General features: G+C 71.0%; 22 protein-coding genes and 1 pseudogene. 7 read left to right on the forward strand and 16 right to left on the reverse strand.

Annotation, left to right across the window (positions count from 1 at the left end):
• Positions 1-125: 125 nt before the first annotated feature.
• Positions 126-491 carry a hypothetical protein gene (locus GEV07_07285; protein MQA02519.1) on the reverse strand — a complete coding sequence of 122 codons (366 nt, stop codon included), beginning with the start codon at positions 489-491 and terminating at the stop codon, positions 126-128.
• Positions 492-611: 120 nt separating this feature from the next.
• On the opposite strand from GEV07_07285, the gene GEV07_07290 reads away from it, so the two are divergent.
• From GEV07_07290 to GEV07_07310, 5 genes are all read left to right on the forward strand, one after another.
• Positions 612-1,064: a hypothetical protein gene (locus GEV07_07290; protein MQA02520.1), complete on the forward strand. Its 453-nt coding sequence runs from the start codon at positions 612-614 to the stop codon at positions 1,062-1,064.
• A 43-nt stretch (positions 1,065-1,107) separates the two neighbouring features.
• A complete protein-coding gene (locus tag GEV07_07295; GenBank protein MQA02521.1) occupies positions 1,108-2,334 on the forward strand; it encodes an MFS transporter in 1,227 nt (408 codons plus the stop codon).
• Between the two features lie 79 nt (positions 2,335-2,413).
• On the forward strand, positions 2,414-3,259 hold the full coding sequence (locus GEV07_07300; protein ID MQA02522.1) for a methyltransferase domain-containing protein: 846 nt from the start codon (positions 2,414-2,416) through the stop codon (positions 3,257-3,259).
• An 8-nt stretch (positions 3,260-3,267) separates the two neighbouring features.
• Positions 3,268-3,876: a TetR family transcriptional regulator gene (locus GEV07_07305; protein MQA02523.1), complete on the forward strand. Its 609-nt coding sequence runs from the start codon at positions 3,268-3,270 to the stop codon at positions 3,874-3,876.
• Positions 3,877-3,963: 87 nt separating this feature from the next.
• A complete protein-coding gene (locus GEV07_07310) occupies positions 3,964-5,397 on the forward strand; it encodes a sodium:solute symporter (protein MQA02524.1) in 1,434 nt (477 codons plus the stop codon).
• Here GEV07_07310 and GEV07_07315 read toward each other — a convergent pair.
• Together GEV07_07315 and add are read right to left on the reverse strand one after the other, a co-directional pair.
• Complete coding sequence (locus GEV07_07315) at positions 5,366-5,797, reverse strand: hypothetical protein (GenBank protein MQA02525.1); 432 nt, start codon at positions 5,795-5,797, stop codon at positions 5,366-5,368. The two genes, GEV07_07310 and GEV07_07315, sit on opposite strands and share 32 nt — an antisense overlap.
• 20 nt (positions 5,798-5,817) lie before the next feature.
• Complete coding sequence (add, locus tag GEV07_07320) at positions 5,818-6,804, reverse strand: adenosine deaminase (protein ID MQA02526.1); 987 nt, start codon at positions 6,802-6,804, stop codon at positions 5,818-5,820.
• A gap of 38 nt (positions 6,805-6,842) precedes the next feature.
• Between add and GEV07_07325 the strand changes: the two genes are divergently transcribed.
• The gene (locus GEV07_07325) at positions 6,843-7,583 is read left to right on the forward strand and encodes a DUF427 domain-containing protein (protein MQA02527.1); all 741 of its coding nucleotides are present in this window, start codon (positions 6,843-6,845) and stop codon (positions 7,581-7,583) included.
• Here GEV07_07325 and GEV07_07330 read toward each other — a convergent pair.
• A complete protein-coding gene (locus tag GEV07_07330; protein ID MQA02528.1) occupies positions 7,514-8,167 on the reverse strand; it encodes a DUF1707 domain-containing protein in 654 nt (217 codons plus the stop codon). The two genes, GEV07_07325 and GEV07_07330, sit on opposite strands and share 70 nt — an antisense overlap.
• Positions 8,168-8,224: 57 nt before the next feature.
• On the opposite strand from GEV07_07330, the gene GEV07_07335 reads away from it, so the two are divergent.
• A complete protein-coding gene (locus GEV07_07335) occupies positions 8,225-9,328 on the forward strand; it encodes a winged helix-turn-helix domain-containing protein (protein ID MQA02529.1) in 1,104 nt (367 codons plus the stop codon).
• 28 nt (positions 9,329-9,356) lie between these two features.
• Here the strand turns inward: GEV07_07335 and GEV07_07340 are convergent, their stop codons facing one another.
• From GEV07_07340 to GEV07_07395, 12 genes and pseudogenes are all read right to left on the reverse strand, one after another.
• Positions 9,357-10,190, reverse strand: a complete 834-nt coding sequence (locus GEV07_07340) for a methyltransferase domain-containing protein (protein ID MQA02530.1) — start codon at positions 10,188-10,190, stop codon at positions 9,357-9,359.
• A 2-nt stretch (positions 10,191-10,192) separates the two neighbouring features.
• Positions 10,193-10,474 (reverse strand): hypothetical protein, encoded by a 282-nt coding sequence (locus GEV07_07345; protein MQA02531.1) that lies wholly within the window; start codon positions 10,472-10,474, stop codon positions 10,193-10,195.
• Positions 10,475-10,539: 65 nt separating this feature from the next.
• Positions 10,540-10,746, reverse strand: coding sequence for a hypothetical protein (locus tag GEV07_07350; GenBank protein ID MQA02532.1), 207 nt, complete (start codon positions 10,744-10,746; stop codon positions 10,540-10,542).
• Positions 10,747-10,789: 43 nt separating this feature from the next.
• Complete coding sequence (locus GEV07_07355) at positions 10,790-10,975, reverse strand: hypothetical protein (protein ID MQA02533.1); 186 nt, start codon at positions 10,973-10,975, stop codon at positions 10,790-10,792.
• Between the two features lie 60 nt (positions 10,976-11,035).
• On the reverse strand, positions 11,036-11,230 hold the full coding sequence (locus GEV07_07360) for a hypothetical protein (protein ID MQA02534.1): 195 nt from the start codon (positions 11,228-11,230) through the stop codon (positions 11,036-11,038).
• Positions 11,231-11,260: 30 nt separating this feature from the next.
• Positions 11,261-13,426: a S8 family serine peptidase gene (locus tag GEV07_07365; protein MQA02535.1), complete on the reverse strand. Its 2,166-nt coding sequence runs from the start codon at positions 13,424-13,426 to the stop codon at positions 11,261-11,263.
• Between the two features lie 209 nt (positions 13,427-13,635).
• Positions 13,636-16,251, reverse strand: coding sequence for a helix-turn-helix transcriptional regulator (locus GEV07_07370; GenBank protein MQA02536.1), 2,616 nt, complete (start codon positions 16,249-16,251; stop codon positions 13,636-13,638).
• Positions 16,252-16,291: 40 nt separating this feature from the next.
• Positions 16,292-16,495, reverse strand: coding sequence for a hypothetical protein (locus tag GEV07_07375; protein ID MQA02537.1), 204 nt, complete (start codon positions 16,493-16,495; stop codon positions 16,292-16,294).
• Between the two features lie 75 nt (positions 16,496-16,570).
• Entirely contained in the window at positions 16,571-17,527 is a 957-nt protein-coding gene (locus GEV07_07380) for a pyridoxal-phosphate dependent enzyme (protein ID MQA02538.1), read from the reverse strand.
• Positions 17,524-17,937 carry a hypothetical protein gene (locus GEV07_07385; GenBank protein ID MQA02539.1) on the reverse strand — a complete coding sequence of 138 codons (414 nt, stop codon included), beginning with the start codon at positions 17,935-17,937 and terminating at the stop codon, positions 17,524-17,526. Before GEV07_07385 ends, GEV07_07380 begins: the two co-directional genes overlap by 4 nt.
• Positions 17,938-17,939: 2 nt before the next feature.
• Complete coding sequence (locus GEV07_07390; GenBank protein ID MQA02540.1) at positions 17,940-18,350, reverse strand: 50S ribosomal protein L11; 411 nt, start codon at positions 18,348-18,350, stop codon at positions 17,940-17,942.
• 76 nt (positions 18,351-18,426) lie between these two features.
• A pseudogene (locus tag GEV07_07395) lies at positions 18,427-20,296 on the reverse strand (N-acetylmuramoyl-L-alanine amidase).
• Between the last annotated feature and the right edge of the window lie 99 nt (positions 20,297-20,395).

Below are 20,395 nucleotides of genomic sequence, written 5' to 3' on the forward strand. Positions count from 1 at the left end.
CACGTGATCGTCGACCACCACATACAGTGCTGTCAGGAGGGTGTTCAGTTCTTTGGTCACACATCGATCTTGAACACCCTCCGCCCCACGTCTCCGCAGCCGCGCCGACCACACCCTTCAAGGAATCACTCATCTAGGGTTGCCTGCTCCTGCTCGCCGGCCAGCGCACGGGTGAAGCACTCCAGTGCCACCGGATCCCTGGTCCCGTCATAGACCCAGCGCGTCCCGAGGACGGAATGCTCCGCCCTTCCGATCAGGTGTGCTTCCGCATGCTCGAGCGGCGCGGCACGGTAGGTCATCGGCACCTGCAGCACACGCCCTGCACGGCGCACGAGCATCGCCTCCACACCGACCTCCCCCTCGGGATCGTCGAAGCGGTAACTCCCGATCGTCTCGATCTCGCCGGAGCCGCCCCACGGCTGCTGGTCGAGCCACGACTCGACGAGTTCTGGCTTGCTCGGCGTGACGGTAGCGCGGTGCAGGATGGCCATGGGCACAGCCTATGTGGCGCGAAACAGGTCGACCAGAGCGATCAGGAATCGAGAAGCACGGGTTCAGGGCCGCGACTAGGGTGACAGCAAATACCGCCCCGCACGATGGATGGAGACATCATGGCTGAACGAAAGGCCGCGAAGAAGAGCGCGAAGAAGACTTCTCCGGGATTCACGGACGAGGAACGGGCCGCGATGATGGAGCGCGCCAAGGAGCTGAAGGGACGTCGCGGCGGCAAGGCCGACGGGGAGAGCGACCTGCTCGCGAAGATCGCCGAGATGCCGGAACCGGATCGCACCATGGCCGAGCGGCTCCATGCCGTCATAACGGCCAGCGCTCCCACCCTCGCGCCGAGAATCTGGTACGGGATGCCCGCGTACGCCAAGGACGGCAAGGTCCTCTGCTTCTTCCAGGGCGCAGACAAGTTCAAGTCGCGGTACGCGACGCTCGGCTTCAACGACCCGGCGAACCTCGACGAAGGCTCCATGTGGCCGACCGCCTTCGCACTGACGGAGTTGACCGCCGCCGACGAGGCAAAGATCGCCGCGCTCGTGAAGAAAGCCGTGAGCTGAGAACTGACGTAGCCGCCTGCGCTGAGCTGAACCGCGGTCGACGGTGGTCTGGCGTCTCGTCCCCTCCGCCTACCGCCCGGTGCTCGCCAACCGGGTGTTCCTGCGGCTGATCCTCGGCTTCGCAGTCTCGTACCTCGGGGACGGGATGAGCTTCGTCGCGGTGGCGTGGCTCGCCATCGAGCTCGCGCCACAGGCGACCGCAGGGCTGTGGGTGGGCGGCGCGGTGGCCGCGTACACGTTGCCTGGCGTAGTAGGCGCGCTGGTGCTCGGTCGCCGGCTGCGCCGGGTACCGGCAAGGCAGCTGCTGCTCGCCGACAACGTGGTGCGCGGTGTGTTCCTCGGCGCCGTACCGCTCGCCTGGCTCGCCGGACTGCTCACGCCGCCGCTGTACGTCGTGGTGCTCGCGGTCTCTTCGCTGCTGCACGCATGGGGCAGCGCTGGCAAGTACACCCTGCTGGCCGAGCTGCTGCCGGACGAGCAGCGGCTCGCCGCGAACACCCTCGTGAGCTCGGTCAACTTCGCCGCCACGATCGCCGGGCCCGCGATCGCCGGTGTGCTCGTGACGTACGTCAGCTCGGCGCTCGTGCTCGGCCTGGACGCTCTCACCTACGTGTTCGTTGCGGTGCTCGTCGCGCGGATCAGGCTGCCGTCGTCCGGGCACGTCTCCCCCGTCGACCAGACGGCCGCCCGCGGCGGGCTCGCGTTGCTGCGGTCGCATCCCGAGCTGCTCGGGCTGCTCACGCTCACCTGGTTCTTCAACTTCCTCTACGGCCCGGTCGAGGTCGCCCTACCGCTGCACGTGACCGACGTCCTACACGCACCGGGCACGCTGCTCGGCCTCTACTGGATGCTGTTCGGCATCGGCGCAGTGCTCGGCGGGATCGCGGTCGGCGCGCTGCGGCAACTGCCGCTCTGGCCGGTGACGGTCGCCATCGTGGTCGGCTGGGGGCTCACACTGCTGCCGTTCGGGTTCGACGTGCCGACGGCCGTCACCGTCGCGTGCTTCACGGTCGGCGGCGCGATCTACGGACCGTTCGTCGCGCTCTCGGTGACGCTCATGCAGGAGAAGTCGCCGCCGCAGCACCTGGCCGCGATGCTCGCCGCCCGAAGCGCGGCGCTGCTCACCGCGTCGCCGCTCGGCACGGCGCTCGGCGGACCGCCCACCACGGCATTCGGCCCGCAGGCGACGCTCGGCGGCTCGGGACTCGTCACCGTGGCGCTCGGCGCCGTCGCGTGCGTCCTGCTGCTGACCCGGCGCAGGCGCGGTTGACAGTGGCTCGTCGATGAAGGATTCTGAACAGACGGTCATGAACATCTGTTCAGAACCTTGGTGGTCGGAGGATATCCAGGTGGCAGGCATCGTCAACACCGCGCAGGCGGAGGCGTGGAACGGGTACGAGGGCGAGCACTGGGCCGCCCACCAGGACCGCTACGACGCGGTGAACAGCGGCTTCAACGACGCCCTGCTCGAGGCCGCCGCGATCGGCGAGCGGGCTCGGGTACTCGACGTCGGCTGCGGGAACGGCCAGCTGACCCGGCTGGCAGCGCGTCGGGCGCGGCTGGGGCACGCGTCCGGTCTGGACCTGTCGGGGCCGATGCTCGCGCGGGCGCGCGACCGCGCCGCGGCGGAGCAGGTTCCCAACGTGTCCTTCGAGCATGGCGATGCGCAGGTGTACCCGTTCCCCGACGCTGCGTTCGACGTCGCGATGAGCCGGTTCGGCGTGATGTTCTTCGCCGACCCGGTCGCCGCGTTCGCCAACATCCGCCGCGCCCTGCGCCCTGCGGGACGGCTCGCGTTCGCGTGCATGACCGCGCTCACCGGCACCGACCTCGGTACGGTGTTCGGCGCGATGGGCCCGTACCTGCCTCGGCCCACGGGCGAGGACGGGAGCGGCCCGACGTCGCTGGCCGACCCCGAGCACACCCGGTCGGTGCTGGCCGCCGCCGGGTTCGAGGACGTCACCTGCACGCGCGTCGAGGTCGACCAGATCTGGGGGCGCGACGTCGCGGACGCGGCCGAGTTCATCACCGGTTGGGGACCGGTCAGGTACCACCTGGGCCAGGTGGACGCGGAGTCCGCCGCGCAGGCCCGCGACGCGCTCACCGCCGCGCTGCGCGACTTCGCCGAGCCCGACGCGGTCCGCCTGCGCGGCACCGCGTGGTTGGTGACCGCCGCCGCTCCCGCGCACTCCTGACGGGCGACATGTCACCCAGGAGAGCAGCGGCACTGCGCGACGACGACAGCCCGAGCCTGCGCGAGCACCTGATCGCCAGCACCGAACGCATCATCGCCAGCCACGGGACGGCAGGACTCACCGTACGCGCGATCGCCCGCGAGGCCGGCGTCGCCGACGGCGTGCTCTACAACCACTTCACCGACAGGGAAGAGCTGATCGCCACCGCGCTGCGCACCCACGTCCGCACCGTCGAGGAGAGCCTGGCCCCGCTTCCAGACCCCGGCGCCGGCACCGTCGAAGCCAACCTCCGTGCGTACCTCGCGTACGGCCTGACCATGCACCGGGCGATCCTGCCGGCGTTCGCCGGGCTGCTCAACCGACCCACCGTGCTCACCAGGTTCGCGGAGCTGGACGAGCACGGCGAACAGTGGCGCGACCGGCTGACCGACTACCTGCGCGCCGAGCGGGCACTCGGCCGGCTCGATCCGGACGCCCACGTCGACACCGCCGCAGCAATGCTCGTCGGCATCTGTCACGACACCGTGCTCGCCGGCCTACTGCAGCCCGACACGAGCCCGACCGAACCCGCGATCGAGCCGGTCGTCGCTACCCTGCTCACCGGAATCGGACGCTGATCCCGCGGCAACAGCTGTTGCCAACTCGCGCGCGCCGGACCAAACTTTCCCTGGCACACCCACACACCGTTGCTGGGAGGCCGGCCGATGCTCGACACAATCGTGATAATTGCTTACTTCGTGGTCATCGCGGGTGCCGGGTACTGGGGGTTACGGCGGGCTCGCAGCGCCGAGGACTTCCTCGTGGCGGGCAGACGCCTCGGACCGGTCATGTACGTGGGCACGCTCAGCGCCGTTGTCCTAGGCGGTGCGTCGACCATCGGTGGCGTCGGACTCGGTTACCAGCACGGCATCTCGGGCATGTGGCTGGTGTTCATGATCGGCCTCGGCGTGATGGCACTCGGTGTGTTGATGTCGACCCGCCTCTCCCGGCTCGGCGTCGTCACGGTGTCCGAGGCACTGGAGCACAGGTACGGCCGCGCGGCGAAGCTGATCAGCGCCTTCGTCGTGGCCGCGTACGCGATGATGATCGCGGTCACGTCGACGATCGCGATCGGCGCGGTCTTCGCACCGGTACTCGGGATGGACCCGAAGCTCGCGATCGTGCTCGCCGGCGGGCTGGTAGTCGCGTACTCGGTGGCCGGTGGCATGTGGTCGATCACGCTGACCGACGTGCTGCAGTTCTGGGTGATGACCGTGGGCATCTTCTTCGCGCTGCTGCCGGTGACGCTGTCCCGCGCGGGTGGCCTGTCCGGCCTGCGCGCAGAGCTGCCCGCCTCGTACTTCGACTTCGGCGCGATCGGCGGACAGACCATCGCGACGTACTTCCTGCTGTACTTCTTCGGCCTGATGATCGGGCAGGACATCTGGCAGCGCCTGTTCACCGCACGCAGCCCACGCGTCGCGCGGTGGGGCAGCATCACCGCGGGCGGGTACTGCATCCTCTACGCGATCGCCGGCGCACTCGTCGGTGCCGCGGCGAAGGCGTTGCTCCCGCGCCTGGACTCGCCGGACAGCGCGTTCGCCGAGATCGCGACCGAGGTGTTGCCGATGGGCGTCAGCGGGCTGGTGATCGCGGCCGCGCTCGCCGCGGTGATGTCGACCGCGAGCGCCGGGTTGATGGCGTCGTCGACCCTGCTGGCGCACGACGTGTACGGCGGGTTCCTCGCCCGCGGCGCGCACAACCGGGTCGCCGCGAGCCGTATCGCGCTCGTGGTGGTCGGTGTCGCGACGCTCGTCACGGCGGTCGTGGTCGGCGACGTGGTCGGCGCGCTGACGGTCGCGTACGACCTGCTCACCGGCGCGCTGTTCGTGCCCATCGTGGGAGCGCTGTTCTGGCGCCGTGCCACGGCAGTCGGCGCGGTGTCGGCGATCCTGGTCAGCAGCGTGGTCGTGATCGTGTTGATGGTGACGCAGGGGCTGTTCTCCAACGAGCCGATCATCTACGGGATGGCCAGCAACCTGGTCGTCTTCGTCGTGGTCAGCCTGCTGACCAAGCGCACCGCACCGGACGTGCTGGCCGCCTGGGAACGCCGCTTCGCCGGTGAAACTACGACTTCTGCGGACTCGCAGCCTGGTTGAGCAAAGCCAGGAACTGCGCGAGCTCGGACTCCAGCTCGGTCAGCCAGTTCTCCATCACCGCCCGGTCGCGGTCCTGCCCCGTCTGCAGGTACGCCCGGTACGGCTCGGAGCCGCTGATCGCCTGCACGAGGTCGAACATCATGTCCACCATGGTGACCGTGCCAGGGACGCTCGTGATCCCGCCCTCGTGGCCGGCGAACAGCTCCTCCCCGCTTGTGCGGATCACCTCGATCACCGTGCCGAGCTGGCGGTAAGCGACTGCCCACCGCTGCTCCACATCTGCGCCGTCGGCGACCGGTTCTGGGAGCAGCGGCACCAGCCGCGCGGCGATCGCTCGCTCCGGCTCGGTCACGTTCCATTCGCCGCTGAGGTTCAGCGAGGGCAGATCGACGTACGCCATGCCGCAGACCATACCCGGGGTCAGGTCAGCCAGCCGTCGATGCCGGCGTGCAGCCGCCGCTTCACGTCCGGCGGCGCGAAGGACGCATCCACGGCGTTACGGGCGAGCCCGGCCAGCTCGGTGTCGTCGTACGCGTACGCGTCGCGCACCCGGGTGTACTCGCCTGTCAGGTCGGCTCCGGTCATCGCGGGGATGTCGGTGTTGACGGTCACCTGCAAGCCCGCTTCGCGGAGCCTGGGCAGCGGGTGCGTCTCGAACGAGGAAGCGAAGCCAAGCGCGACGTTCGACGACGGGCAGACCTCGAGCGGTATCCGCAGGTCCCGCACCTCGGCTACGAGGTCCTCGTCCTCGAGCACCCGGATACCGTGCCCGATCCGTTCGGCACGGCCGTCGCGCAGTGCCTGGCGTACGCTCGCCGCGCCTGCCGCCTCGCCGGCGTGATGCACCACGTGCAGTCCGTTCTCTCGCGCAGCGTCGAAGACGTCCACGAACGGGTCGCCCGGGTAGCTCTCGTCACCGGCCAGCCCGACCGCCACCACGCCGTCGGTCGCGTACGCGAGCGCGAGCTCGAGGGTGCGCCACGCCCGCGTCACCGACCGGCGCCTGGAGTGGTCGAGGATCACGCCGTAGTCGATGCCGAACTCCGCGCGCCCGCGGGCGAGCCCGGCGAGCACGTTGGCCAGCGGCATGTCGAGCTCACCCAGCCGTTCGCCGTGCGCGGCCGCGGTGAACGACACCTCGACGTAGGCCACGCCGTCCGCAGCGTGGTCCGCGCACAGCTGGTACGCCACCTTACGGAAGTCGTCCGGCCGGCGTAGGCAGGACCGTACGAGCTCGTTCTGCGCGAGGAAGTCCGCGAACCCGCCGAACCGGTGCCGGCCGCCCGACAGCTCCTGCGGCACCCGCACACCGTGCACGGCGGCGAGGTCGCGCAACGTCGACGGGCGGATCGTGCTCTCCAGGTGGACGTGCAGATGCGCCTTCGGTAACCGCCTCGGATCCCGCACGCGCACAGCCTAGGCGAGAGCGTGCCTAGGCTGGCTGCATGACGGACGCCCTCAAGACCGAGACCGGACAGAAGCGCGTACGCGCGTACCTCGGCGGGCAGCTCGTCGCGGACACCCGGCGGCCGGTGCTCGTGTGGGAGCACCCCTACTACCCGGCCTACTACCTGCCGACCGGCGACATCCACGCCGAGCTGACACCCACAGGTGCCGTCGACCGCACCGACGAACGCGGGGAGGCGGCGGTCTGCGACGTCGTGGTCGGAGCGCACACCGCGTCGGCGGCGGCGCTGCGGTACGGCGACGGCGCCGATGACGCCGTGCGCGGCCTGGTGCGGCTGGACTGGCACGCGATGGACCAGTGGTTCGAGGAGGACGAACCCGTCGCCGTGCACCCGCGCGACCCGTACAAGCGGATCGACGTGCTCGCCAGCTCCCGGCACGTCGTCGTGCAGGTGGACGGTGTGGTCGTCGCCGAGTCCCGCCAGCCGCGGATCCTGTTCGAGACCAGCCTGCTGCCCCGCCACTACCTGCCGCTCACCGACGTACGCATGGACCTGCTGCGCCCGTCCGACCACCGCACGCACTGCCCGTACAAGGGCACCGCGCACTACTGGCACGTCGCGGTCGGCGACCAGCTGCACGAGAACGTGGTGTGGACGTACCCGGCGCCGCTGCCGGAGAGCCAGAAGATCACCGGCCTGGCCTGCTTCTACGACGAGCGCGTCGACGTGACCCTCGACGGCGAGCCCCGACCGCGGCCGCACACGCCGTTCTCCTGACGCTCAGCGGATGCGGCGCCAGCGGTGGCCGTAGCCGTAGCGCGCGACCAGCGAACCGTATTCCTTCTCGCCGGTGACCACCAGGTGCGGGTGGCCGGACGACGGTATCTCGGGAACCTTGTTGCGAACGCTCCCCACTGCACGATGCAGTCGACCGCGGCGGTCGCGCCGTCCGGCAGGAGCAGGGTGAGGGAGCCATGCTTCATCGACACCTCGATCGTGGTGACATCCGCGGCGAACACCGCATGCCGGAAGTCCAGCCGCACCGAACCGTGCATGCGATCGATGACCACCCGGCTCGGCACCTGCCAGCGTCCCTTGCGCCGCACCGAACCGCCCTTGCCCACCAGCTGCAACGGCTTGCTGTCCGACCGCAGCGCGGGCAGGCCGGCGGACGGCGGCAGGTCGGCGGTGACCTCGGCGAGCGCGGCATACGTCTGCGACGCGTAGGTGGCCGTCAGCCGGGTCTCCAGCTCGTCGAGCGAGATCCGGCCGTCGCCGGCCGCCTGCCGGATGATCTCCGCCGTGCGCTCACGGTCGGCGTCACCGGCGCGGTAGTCCATCGGATCGGAAGGCGCGGGCATAGGCACCACAGCCAACGGGCAGGTGCGGCTGTCGGAGTCACCGCCTAGCCTCGTGGCGTGACCGTCCACACACTGTCCCGCACCGAGGCACGGCGCATCGCCGTGCACGCCCAGCTGCTGACCAAACAGCGGCCCACTGCACTGTTCGACGTGGTGCACCACCTGACCCTGCTGCAGCTCGACCCGACCGCCGCCATCGCGCCGAACGCGCACCTGGTGGCGTGGAGCCGGCTCGGCGCGTCGTACTCGCCGGACGAGCTGGACGCCGCCCTGGCCCACCGGGCACTGCTCGAGCTGCACGCGATGATCCGGCCAAGCCTTGACCTGGCGCTCTACCGCGCGGAGATGGCCGAGTGGCCCGGGCGCGGCGAGCTGAGCGACTGGCAGCTGAGGCACCGCGACTGGGTACGGGCCAACGACGCGTGCCGCCGCGACATCGTGTCGCGGCTGGACGCCGCCGGCCCGCTGCGTTCACGCGAGCTGCCGGACACCTGCGCGGTGCCCTGGGCGTCGACCGGGTGGACCAACAACCGCAACGTCACCCGGCTGCTCGACTTCATGGTGCAGCGCGGCGAGGTGGCGATCGCCGGGCGCAGGGGCCGCGACCGGCTGTGGGACCTGGCCACCCGGGTGTACCCGGACGACCCTGTGGTCCCGGCCGACGATGCGCTGCGCGTCCGCAACGAGCGGCGGCTGCGCGCGCTCGGCATCGCCCGCGCCACGGCGCCGGTGAGCCCGGGCGAACCGAGCGACGTGGGCGAGGCCGGCGAGCCGGCGACGGTCGAGGGGGTGCCGGGCACCTGGCGCGTCGACCCGTCGTACCTGGGCCGGCCGTTCGCCGGGCGCGCGGCGTTGCTGTCCCCGTTCGACCGGCTGCTGCACGACCGCAGACGCACGGTCGAGCTCTTCGAGTTCGAGTACTACCTGGAGATGTACAAGCCGGCGGCCAACCGCCGCTGGGGCTACTTCGCGCTGCCGATCCTGTACGGCGACCGGCTGGTCGGCAAGCTCGACGCCACCGCCGACCGCAAGGCCGGCGTGCTCCAGGTGAACGCCGTGCACGAGGACGCCGCGTTCAGCAAGACCATGACTGCTGCCGTGCGCCGCGAGATCAGCGACCTGGCGCGCTGGCTCGACCTCGACGTCGCCCTGCCCGGCTGACCGGGCCCGTCGGCGCCAACGACTGCGGTCAGGCGCGCTTGGCGGCGCGCGCGTAGAGCAGGTCGGCGGTCAGCCGGTCGACGCGTTCTTCGGTCATCCGCTCGCGCAGGGCCGCGCGCACCCGGCTCGCGGCAATCCGGTCCATCGCGTCGACCAGCAACCGGTAGCCGGATCCGAGGATGACGGTCCAGAAGGCGTCCGGGTCCGTCGGACGTGTAACGGTCTCGCGCTCGACGGCCGGGGCCGGCAGGCCGGCTGCGGCGAACACCCCGGCGAGCTTCTCCGGGCTGTTGATCCGCTCCCACGGGATGCTCGCCGGTCGCAGGTCAGGACGGACCGCGCCGACCGCGTCCAGGTACATGGCGTTGCCGGGCTCGAGCGCCCGAGCACCCCAGGTGGTCACCGCGAGGGTGCCGCCTGGCCGCACGACGCGCCACAGCTCGGCCACCACCGCCGGCAGCTCGACGGCGAAGTACAGCCCGAGCACGCAGAGCACCACATCGTAGGTCGCGTCCGGCTGGTCCAACGCCGTCATCTCACCGCGGACGAAGCGCACGTTGGTCAGGCCCTGCCGTGCGGCCTTCACCCGTGCCCGCGCCAGTGGACCGTCCGCGATGTCGATGCCGACGACGGAGCCGACCGGCGCCACTCGCGCAGCGGCGGGCAACGCCGACGCGCCCGTGCCGCAGCAGACGTCCAGTACGCGGTGCCCGGGCGCGACGCCGGCCAGAGCGACGGTCCGCGCGCCGCAGTGGTCCCAGAAGAACAGCTGCGGGTCGTCGAAGTGCTCCGCCGCGGCGTTGAACGTGGCACGCACCAACCGGGCACGGGTGCCATCACGCACCGCAGGTCCGGTTGCCATGGTCACCCGAAGCCGAGCCACACGCAGGCTGCCGCGGCAGGTGGACAGCTCCACCCCCGCGTACCCGGGTGACGGAACCAGCTCGGGTCGCCCGGGTGATGGTCACCGTAGTTGCCGCCGAGCGGCACGACGAGGACCTCGAGGAGTTCGCCGCTGTTCGGGTCGATGATCGGCTTCCGTTCCATGAACTGCTCGTATGTCACCCGGCGGTCGATCGGCCGCTGCACTGGCAGGTTGAGTCGCACGTGCGTACTCCCGTCGTCTGCGCGCCGAAGCGCGCTCACGCCATGAACTTGCAGCCGACCGGGCCGTCAGCTCTGTCGCCGGCGGCCCGGTCAGCACGCCCCGGTCAGATACCGAAACCGCCCAGGATCGGCAGCGCTGTCTGGGCGACGGTGCCGACACCGCGGACGATGTCGTCGAAGAGGCCGTCGGCCTCGACACCACCACCACTGGCACCACCCGCGCCGGCACGCGTCACCGGCACCGCCTGCGACGGCAGGCTCAGTGCCGGCGACCGCAGTGCGGCCTTTGTGTGAATCGGCTGGTCGATCATCTCTCACTCCTCACTCGATGAACCTTCGTGCTGGCGTGGTCGTTCAGCTGTTCAGCCACTCCTTGGCGTAGGGCCACACCACTCCACCGGCGCCCTCGAGGACGTCACCGATCGGCAAGCCCCAGAGGTTGGCCTCCACGCCGTTGCCGGTGGCCGTGGCCGCCGACGGACCGATGCGGTTCACTGGTGCCGCCTGCAGCGGCATGTGCAGGTTCGCTGTGTGCGTCATCTCGTCTCCTCGTGGTTGCGTTCCACCTGCGGCCGGTCAGCGCCAGGCGTCGGCGGACGCCTAGACCGACACCCCGTACTGCGTCGCGTAGCACATCTGCCTGGCCATGCCCCTGAGGTGGCTACAGCGCGACTGGGCTGCTTCCACACCACCTTCGGACTCCTGCCACGCCAGGTCGTAGTGATCCCGGTTCACCGGGCGTGCCTGGACCGGCAGCGCGACGGTCGACCGCCGGGATCGCAGTGGGCTCGACATCGGTTACCTCCTAGGAATCGTGGCCACCGCTCAGGTACCGAGGAACCGGTGCGCGGGCGCAAGGCTGACGGGCAGCTCGTCGCTGACGTCGATGGTGAACAGGTACGAGACCCGGGCGCGTCTCTCGTTCTCCGGGTCGAAGAAGGTCGCCACGACGTCCCAGCAGTCCGAGTCGACCCGGTCGTAAGGGCTCTTCGCGACGGTGATGGTGTCCAGCGTGTAGAGGCCGACGTTCCTGCCCGGCACGTACCTGCCGGACATCAGGCCTGCCCTGATCTCGTTGGTGAACATGAACGCGTTGGTGCCCGCGTAGTTCAGCGCACGGTCGGCCGGCGTCTGGCCGAGGTTCCTGAACTGGTAGTACACCTTGTCCAGGAAGGCCCGGACGTTCTGCCGCAGGATGTCTTCGTCGAGCTCGTCCTCCGTGGTCTTCGCGACATCGGCGGTGACCTGCTCCACGGAGGCTTCCACCAACGCCGCTTCGTTCCAGGTGTGGATGCCGCGGCTCTTGACCTCGACGACGGGCACGACCTGTCCGGAGAACAGCCGCACCGTGCGGTTCGTCAGCACACCGGGAACGGACACCCGGGAGATGAAGCCGCCCTCGTCGACCGGGCGTGCCTGCCCGGCGATCGCGTCCCTGAACATCTTGTACACGTGCGACACCGGCGGGAAGGCGGACAGGTTGGTCAGCATCTCGGCGAGATCCGCCGGCCGGCCGGCCGCCTGCTCGAGGCGATCACTGTCCCAGGTCGGGTCGACGACCGGCTCGCCCCAGTCCATGCCGACCGGCAGCTCCGCCTCGAGCGCGTAGAGCGGAGTGCGGTCCATGTTGAGGGTCCACGTCAGCTTGTCCGACGCCCACGGATTCCGCGCCAGGTAGGCACTGAGCTGGTTGGGGTCGTACGGGTTCGCCGCCACCGTGGTGTAGGTCTCGGGCTGCTCGCCGCCCGGCGCGGACACCGCGAACGGGTCCATCTGTTGCCGGAAGCTGTCCCTGCGCGCCTCGGTACGGAAGTCGAAGCCGATCGTGCCGATCACGTAGACCAGCGACTTCGCACTCTCCCCGCCGCACTCGCAGCTGGCGGCCGGGCTCACGCCGGGTGCCGGCCGAGCGGGCGCGGCAGCTGCCGGTACCGCGCTGGCCTGCGCACCTACGGCGGGCTCGACCGGCACTTCGGCCGGTGGGGCGCCCTCACACGCCGCCTGTACACCCGCCGGCTGAGCTTCAGGTGCAGCCGGCACCGCCTGCTGTGCCGCGGGCTGCACGTCCTGCGCTTGCATCGTTGGTGAGTCGGAAGTCGTCACAGCTATGTCCCTTCCCCGAGTGATCAGGGCGTACGCCCTTGCCCCGTTGAGCTTTCCGGCGAGGTACTTACGGCAGTCGGGTGCGACCACCGGGTCGCATTCGGTAGCGCCGCCGACGATGGCGTCGCGTACCGCCAACGGATCGGGCGCGTGCCCATCGGCCAACTGGCTCGCCAGCAACAGCGCGGCGACGCCGGACACCACGGGCGTGGCGAAGCTGCTGCCGGTGAGCGCCTGCTCCCCGCCACCGGGCGCCGCGCCCACGATGTGCTGGCCAGGGGCGAGCACACCGTTGTTCTGGTACTCCTCGCCCCAGTTGTTCGCCGCGAGCGGCTCGCCGCTCCCGTCCGTCGCACCGACGGCGACCACCGAGGAGACCGCCGCGGGCACCTGCAGACAGTCGCATCCGTCGTTGCCGACCGCGGCTACGACGAGCACGCCGTTGTCCTCGCACAGTTGTAGCGCTCGGGCGAGGATGGGGTCCGGCACTCCGCCAGGGGTGCGCTCACCACCGCTGATGTTCACGACGTGGGCGCCCTCTTGCACCGCACGCTCGATGGCTCGCGCGAGATCGAGCTGCGACACGCGCGTGTCGCTGCCGTCGCGGAACACCGGCAGTAGCAACCCGCGGCAGCGCGGCGCGATACCGACGACGGGCGAACCGGGTTGGCCGAAGAGCAAGCTCGTCACGTGCGTACCGTGCAGCGACATCGGGCCGATTCCCGCGGGATCCTGCACGAGGGTCCCGAGCCTGGTCAGATCCGCCCCGGCGAGACACGGGTGCGCCTGGTCGACGGGACCGTCGAGAACGGCGATGCAGATCGCGGGGTCACCCAGATTCTGGGCCAGTCGCAGTGGCAACCCTGGCACGGCCGACCGTACGTCCACAGTCGACCTCCCGTCCGAGGCGGAGGTGCGTCGGCGCCGCTGGTGGGCGCTCGTCTCAGCGTGCCGCGGACGTACGGATCGGGCACGAGTGGCGCACTACTCGAATTCGCTGGCTGGTCCCGCAGCATCGCGGGCGGCGACCGCGTGGGACGCGACGATCATCACGGTCGGAGGCGAGTAACCGACTACTCGGATCGACGGCGACCGGGTCAGCAGTCGAGCACCATGGCAGCGAGATCGGCCCGCCTGGTGACGCCGAGCTTCGCCGACGCCCGGTAGAGATGGCCTTCGACCGTACGCACCGACACGACCAACCGGTCCGCGATCTCCTTGTTCGTCAGCCCCCGCGCGGCCAGCGTGACGATCTCCCGCTCCCGCCCCGTCAGGGGGAGCGGGCGTGCGACCGCGACCAGCGCCGGCGTCCTGGCGCCCTCGCAGCTCTGCGCCAGGCGGTACGCCCGCGCCGCCGCCGACTGCGCCGCGGCACCTGCTCCGCGACGGCCATACCCGGTCGCGGCCTGCGCGGCGGCGTCGGCAGCCGGCACCAGGTCGCCCATCCGTTCCCACCGCACCGACGCCTCGTCGAGAGCCACACCGTCGTCCGCGCCGAGCGCGGCGGCGTGTGCGGCGGCGACCTGCGCCCGCGGGCCGTCGACCGACCTCGTCAACTCGGCCAGCCGTGCCGCCGGGGTCGGATCGCCGAAGCAGACGGCCGTGTGCAGCGCCAGCACTTCGTGTGCGAGCTGCCCGGCCCGTGCCGCCTCACCGGCTGCGGTGGTGGCCAGCTCGATCGCCTGCGTGACGGCACCTCCCGCGGCGGCCACCCAGGCGTGGGCCAGCGACAGCTCGGGAGCCAGGAAACCGAACGCGGGATGCCGGCCCGCTTGCAACTCCGCCAGCGTCCCCTCGGCCGCGGCCCGGTCGCCCGACATCGCGAACGCCTCGGTCAGGCTGAGCAGGCAACGGAACTCCCAGCCGGGCACGTCGGCATCGGCCAGGCCGGCCCGCGCCTCCCGCAACCACCTGACCGCCGTCCGCAACCGCCCGCGCGCGAGGGCAGCATGCCCGAGCAGGGTCACGCCCATCAGGTGCAGGGGGCCGAACACGCTCGCACTCTCCGCCCGGCGGTCGTGCGCGATCCGGTCGAGCTCGTCCAGCCGGCCGGCCAGCCGCAGCACGATCATGTGCAGGTCGCTCAGCCCGAACCGGAGCACGGCACCGTCGAACGGCCGGGTGCCGGCCGCGTAGCCCCGCGCCGCCGCCGCCTCCACCTCGTCGCAGCGACCGGTGAGCCCGAGACCGAGGACCAACCCCCACGTCGCGAGCACCACCTGCTCGTCCGGCAGGTCGGCAGCGGCGAGGGCGGCACGCGCGCACCGCACGGCCTCGTCCGGCCGACCGGCGAAGCCGTGGAACGCGGCACGCATCGCCGTCAGTGCCTGCCGTTGCGCGGCGTCGCTGATCGCCGCGTCGGCCGCGTCTATGACGGCGACGGCCTCGGCCGGTTTGCGCAACGTCCAGAACAGGTTCCCCGACCGCACGACTGCCACCTGCCGGCGCTGGACGTCTGTACGAGCGACCTCGCCGAGCTCGGCGAGCTCACTGTCGACCTTGGCGCCGCGGTCGAGCCAGGTGAGCGCGTACGCCAAGGTGAGCCTTGGTTCGAATCCGCCGCCGGCGGCGATCGCCGCACGGGCGAGTCGTTCCGCAAGTGCGAGGTCGACGAAGCGGATCGCCGACTGCGCCGCGGAGGCCAAGAGCTCGGGATCCGGCCGCAGGTCGGAGTCGAGGGCGAACACGGCGCGACGCAACCTGTCACTGGCGCGCCGGTCGGCGAACGTCGCCATGGCGGTGGCGATCCGGCCAGCGAGTCGGCGGGCGCGCAGCCGACCGATCGCCGCGCGCCGCACTTCGCCGAAGAGCGGGTGGGTCAACCTGGCCCGTAACCGCTGGCCGTCGCGCTCGACGGTCAGCACACCCGCCGCCTCCGCCGCTTCCACCACCGCGGGGTCGACCAGCTGCAGCAGGAGAGGTACGCCCAGCGGCTCCCCTACGGCCAGCACGTCGACCGCTTCGCGTACCGGCTCCGACAGAGCGCCCATCCGTGCCTCTATCAGCTCGGCCAACCCGGGCGTGATGGCCGGTTTCCCCGTCCACCGCCAGACGCCGTGGACCGAGCTCAACCGGCCGGCCGCCCGCTCACCGTCGACGAGCTGATGGAGGTACAGCACGTTGCCCTGGGTCAGCGCCCACATCCGCGCCGCGCTGATGCTCTCCACCGGGCCACCGAGCACTGCCTCGAGCAACCTCGTGCTCTCGTCCTCGGACAACGGCTGCAGCTCCAGCCGGTCGAGGTGCCCGTCCTTCCACAACGCCGTCACCGCATCAGGCGATGTCCCACCGGTCCGCACCGTGACGACGACCGCGGCCGCCCGGCTCACCACCAGCTGGTGGACCAGCAGGGCCGAGAGCTCGTCGAGCAGGTGCGCGTCGTCGACGCCCACGACCACACCGGCGGTGTCCGGTACGGCGAGCAACCTGTCCCTGGCCGCCTGCAGTGCGCGGGCCGGGCCACCGCCGGCGGCTCCCACCCAGGCACCGAACGCACCCATCGGCACCTGACGCGCGGAGAGGGTCGCGGCCACCCACCGGGTGACGTCACCGCGCCGTCCGGTCGAGGCGAGCGTTTCGCGTGCCAGCCGGGTCTTGCCTACGCCCGCTGCTCCCGCAAGCACAGCGCCTCGTGGTCCGTCGCGCGGGCGTAATGCGTCGTGCAGAAAACCCAGTTCCTCGGCCCGCCCGACAAGCGGCCACTCGCACCCCATGGCCGGATCGTACGAGCCGGTTCATGAACATTTCGGTGGTTCACGGCGACTGCTCCTCAAGAAGCGCGGCCAACTTGGCTTCGGCAACTGCTAGTAGCGGCCGTACCGCCTCCGGCTCGATCCCTAGACGTTCTGCAATCTGCTCGTTCGTCGCTTCATCGTCCAGCAGTTGCAGGGCGAGAGCATGGGCAACCGGCAACCGCTGCATCGCTGCCGCCCGCGCACCGTCGGTTGGCCCAGACATGCTTCTACCATCCGGGCCGCTCTCGCGGCGGACACGAGTAGTCGCCCACTCGAGTTCGGGCGGGCGTCGGCTCGCTCACAGGTCCGACGGGTCGGTGTTGGCGCCGCAGCACACCACGGCGACGCGCTCGCCGGCGGCGGGGCGGTACGCGCCGGAGCGCAGCGCGGCAAGCGCGGCGGCGCCACTGTGCTCGACGACGATCCGGCAGCTCGCCCAGAGGTGCCGCCTCGCCTCTACGATGGCGTCGTCGGTGACGAGCACGCTCGCCACGTTCGTCGCGCTCGTCGTGGCGTACGCGATGGTGCCCGCGCGCCTGGCGCCGAGCGAGTCTGCGGCCACGGCCGTGGTGTCCACCTCGATGTCGACGGGCCCGCCCGCGGCGAACGCCGCGTGCAGCGTCGGCAGGTTGGCGGGTTCGACGGCGACCACGTCCGCCCTGCCGGCGAGCCCGGCGGTGATGCCCGCGATCAAGCCGCCACCGCCGGCCGCGACGAGCACGGTGTCGAACTCCGCCTGCTCGAGCAGCTCGAGCGCCAGCGTGCCCTGTCCCGCGCACACCTCACGCTGGTCGTAGGCGTGCACCTCCACTGCCCCGGTCGCCGCGATCCTGGCCTTCGCCGCGGCGAGCGCGTCGGCGTAGCTGGCGCCGCCGACCACCACCTCGGCGCCGTAGCCGCGCAGCCGGTCCGCCTTGACCTTGCTGATCACCTCGGGCACGTAGATCTCGGCGGACGCACCGATCCGGCCGGCGCCGTACGCCACCGCGAGGCCCGCGTTGCCGCCGGAAGCGGCCACCACACCGGCGTCGGTCAGCTCGCCGGACTCGGCGGCGGCAAGCAGCCGGTTCGTCGCGCCGCGCGCCTTGAAGGTGCCGGTGTGCTGGAGGTACTCCAGCTTCAGCGACACCGGTGTGCCGTCGTCCCGCTCGACGGCCACCACGGGTGTGCGGCGGACGTGCTGGCGGATGCGATCGTGGGCCTGCTCGACCTCGACGGTGGTGAGGGCGTCGGTGAGCTCGTCACAACTAGTCACGCTGAGCACCCTACGCCGCGCCTGCGGTGTTCGTCGCACCAGCGACGTGAGCAGCCGTTGGTGCGGTCGACGACCGGCCGGCCGCACCTGGCGCACCGCTTGAACCTGCCCCAGCCCGACAGCGCGACCAGCTCGGCGACGGCGCACACGGCCGCCGTCACGGGGGTGACCAGGCGGCCGCGGCCCACGTACACCAGCCGCCAGGAACCTGGGCAGCCGTCGAGGCACGGCTGCGCTCCCAGCTCGACCATCAGCTCGTTCAGCCGATCCGCTGCGGCCGACTCGTCCGGCAGCGCCCACAGCACTCGACACAGGCCCGGCTGCCCACCCGCGAGGAAGTGCTCGGCCAGCCTGAGCCCAGGGTCGAGTGCTGCGAACGGCGGCCGTACCGCCGCCCCACGGGTCGCCACGGTCAGCCCTCCTCGACGCGGACCCCCATCGAGCGCGCCGTGCCCGCGACGGTGCGTGCGGCCTTCGCCAGGTCGGCGGTGTTCAGGTCCGGCAGCTTCCGCGCCGCGATCGTCTCGAGCTGGGCCCGCGACAGCACCCGGTCACCGGACGAGCCGTTCGTCGCGAGCGCCTGCTTGATCAGCGACGCGGTGGGCGGCGTCTTGTAACGCAGCTCGAACGACTTGTCGTCGTAGATGGTGATGACGACTGGCACGATGTCGCCGCGCTGGCCGGCGGTCGCCTCGTCGTAGGCGCGCTTGACGGCCATCATGTTCACGCCCGTCGGCCCGAGCATCTTGCCCAGGTCGACGACCGCCGCGTCACCCGCGGCCAACTCCACGGTCAGCCGGTGGCCGACCTTCTTCACTGCCATCGTGCCCCCTCCTCGGTTCTCGCTTGCCGAGGCAGGAAGCTATGGCCTCCAGAGGGTGGAGACTCAAGTCCGAGAGCTACGCGACGGCCGGCACGACGTCCACGTCCGCCGCCCGCACGTAGCCCATCCGGTGGCCCATCCACACCAGGTAGTACCTGTCCTTGCCGACGATCTGCCGGCCGGGCACCTGGTACTCCTTCGCGTAGTAGTAGTCGGTCTGGACCTTCGGGTCCGCGACCACCACGGACCGGCCGGACTCGAGCGAGTACTGCAGTGGCTTCAGCTCTTGGTACGGCACGTCGTCCGGGTACGCGCTCTCCTCCGGGTACGCGGTGCCGTAGAACGGGATCGAGTCGCTGCCGGCCTTCGGCTGCGCCACTGGTCGGATTGTCGGCCGGGTCGTGGAACCACGCCTGCTGGCCGAGGTACCAGACCGCCGTCCAGTCGCCGTCGCGGCCCGCGTACGGGTACTGCGCGCCCGCCGCGGCCCTGGCGCCGATGTCGGACACGTTCGTGGTGCTCGGGCTGCCGTCCGGCTGCAGGCCGACGTCGTTGACGAGCGGCGCGTCGTCGTTCGGCTCGGTGCGCAGGTAGACGAAGTTGGTGCCGGGTTCGTCGCACGCCGCGTCCGGGTCGTCGCCGCAACCGGCGACCAGCTGGTCGTTGCCCGCGAAGCCAGGCAGGATCGTGACGACGCCGCCGCGCGGGTTGTTGCCAGGGGCGATCGGCGAGTCCAGCAGGTCGAAGTAGTGCTCCCAGTCCCAGAACGGCCCGGGGTCGTGGTGCATGGCGGGCACCCGGCTCGGCTCGGTCGCCGGCACCTGGTCGTGCCCGATGATGTGCGAACGGTCGAGCGGGACGTCGTACTTCTCCGCCAGGTAGCGCACGAGGGCGGCGGAGTTCTGGTACATCGCCTCGGTGTACCAGCTGCCGTCGGCCTCGTAACCCTCGTGCTCGATGCCGATCGAGTGCATGTTCGTGTACCAGTTGCCGGCCTGCCACGCGACGTTCTTGTGCTTGACGTGCTGCGCGACCTGACCGTCGTTCGACCTGATCGTGTACTGCCAGCTCACGTACTCCGGATCCTGCACGAGCTCGAGCGTGTTGGCCCAGGTCTCCTCGGTGTCGTGCACGACGATCTGGTCGATCTTCATGTCGTCCGGGCGGTTCGCGAGGTCGTGGTTGCCGTAGTCGCCAGGCCCGTCGCCGTACTTCTCGTACGGCGCGGGGATCCACTGGCAGCCGAGTCGCTCGGGGCACTGCACCTTGCCCTCGCTCTTGCTGTCGGCGAGCCGGAGCCGGCCGAGCTGTGCGCGCGCCGGCTGCACGTCGGGATGCGGCGCGAGCCGCACCCGTTCACCGTCCGCCGTCGTACGCGCGGCGCCGTCGCGCATCCGCGCGAAGACCTGGTTGGCGAACGACTCTGCGACCGGCCTGGTGGACGCACCGCTGTACTTCGCCACCGCCGCGTACCAGTCGCCGGCGGGCGTGCCGCGCCCAGTCGACAGGTCAAGCTTGCGTTGGTAGTCGGCCAGCAGAGCGGCTCCGCCGCGGACGTTCGCCGCCGGGTCGTCGCGCAGCTCCGCGGCGCGCGTGCCGGTAAGGCGCGCGGCACGGTCGAGCGTGTGCAGCGCCGTGTCGGACGGCGTGACCCGCGCCGTGTGCTCGCGGTCGCCGACACCTGTGGGTGCGTCCGCGTCGGTGAGGTGCATCGGCCCGTAGCCGCCGGCTCTGCTCGGCCGGCCCGCATGGTCCTCCCAGCGCGACTGCAGGTACGAGACGCCGAGCAGCACCTCGACAGGCACGTCGAACTCCGCCGCCGCGGCGTTGAACTCCTGCTGCAGCGACGGCATCGGGGCGGGGCCGGCAGCGGCCTGCGGGGCGACCACCGCGACCGGTGTGGCGACGACGACTGCGGCCAGCATGACGCGGTACCGACGGCGCATACCCCGACTCCTCACCCCTCGGTAGGAAAGCTGCAGCTACCCTGGTCCCTCCGTTAGGAACTGTCAACGCTATGCGGCGCGGTGTGACTGCCGGCCGGG

Source organism: Streptosporangiales bacterium (assembly GCA_009379825.1).
GTDB lineage: Bacteria > Actinomycetota > Actinomycetes > Streptosporangiales > WHST01 > WHST01.

Coding starts and splice junctions, on each gene's coding strand:
- GEV07_07390 (MQA02540.1), bottom strand. CDS start 18,350: ATGGCAGTGAAGAAGGTCGGCCACCGGCTGACCGTGGAGTTGGCCGCG.
- GEV07_07305 (MQA02523.1), top strand. CDS start 3,268: ATGTCACCCAGGAGAGCAGCGGCACTGCGCGACGACGACAGCCCGAGC.
- GEV07_07315 (MQA02525.1), bottom strand. CDS start 5,797: ATGGCGTACGTCGATCTGCCCTCGCTGAACCTCAGCGGCGAATGGAAC.
- GEV07_07340 (MQA02530.1), bottom strand. CDS start 10,190: ATGGCAACCGGACCTGCGGTGCGTGATGGCACCCGTGCCCGGTTGGTG.
- GEV07_07325 (MQA02527.1), top strand. CDS start 6,843: ATGACGGACGCCCTCAAGACCGAGACCGGACAGAAGCGCGTACGCGCG.
- GEV07_07350 (MQA02532.1), bottom strand. CDS start 10,746: ATGATCGACCAGCCGATTCACACAAAGGCCGCACTGCGGTCGCCGGCA.
- GEV07_07330 (MQA02528.1), bottom strand. CDS start 8,167: ATGCCCGCGCCTTCCGATCCGATGGACTACCGCGCCGGTGACGCCGAC.
- GEV07_07310 (MQA02524.1), top strand. CDS start 3,964: ATGCTCGACACAATCGTGATAATTGCTTACTTCGTGGTCATCGCGGGT.
- GEV07_07370 (MQA02536.1), bottom strand. CDS start 16,251: ATGGGGTGCGAGTGGCCGCTTGTCGGGCGGGCCGAGGAACTGGGTTTT.
- GEV07_07360 (MQA02534.1), bottom strand. CDS start 11,230: ATGTCGAGCCCACTGCGATCCCGGCGGTCGACCGTCGCGCTGCCGGTC.
- GEV07_07290 (MQA02520.1), top strand. CDS start 612: ATGGCTGAACGAAAGGCCGCGAAGAAGAGCGCGAAGAAGACTTCTCCG.
- GEV07_07355 (MQA02533.1), bottom strand. CDS start 10,975: ATGACGCACACAGCGAACCTGCACATGCCGCTGCAGGCGGCACCAGTG.
- GEV07_07375 (MQA02537.1), bottom strand. CDS start 16,495: ATGTCTGGGCCAACCGACGGTGCGCGGGCGGCAGCGATGCAGCGGTTG.
- GEV07_07285 (MQA02519.1), bottom strand. CDS start 491: ATGGCCATCCTGCACCGCGCTACCGTCACGCCGAGCAAGCCAGAACTC.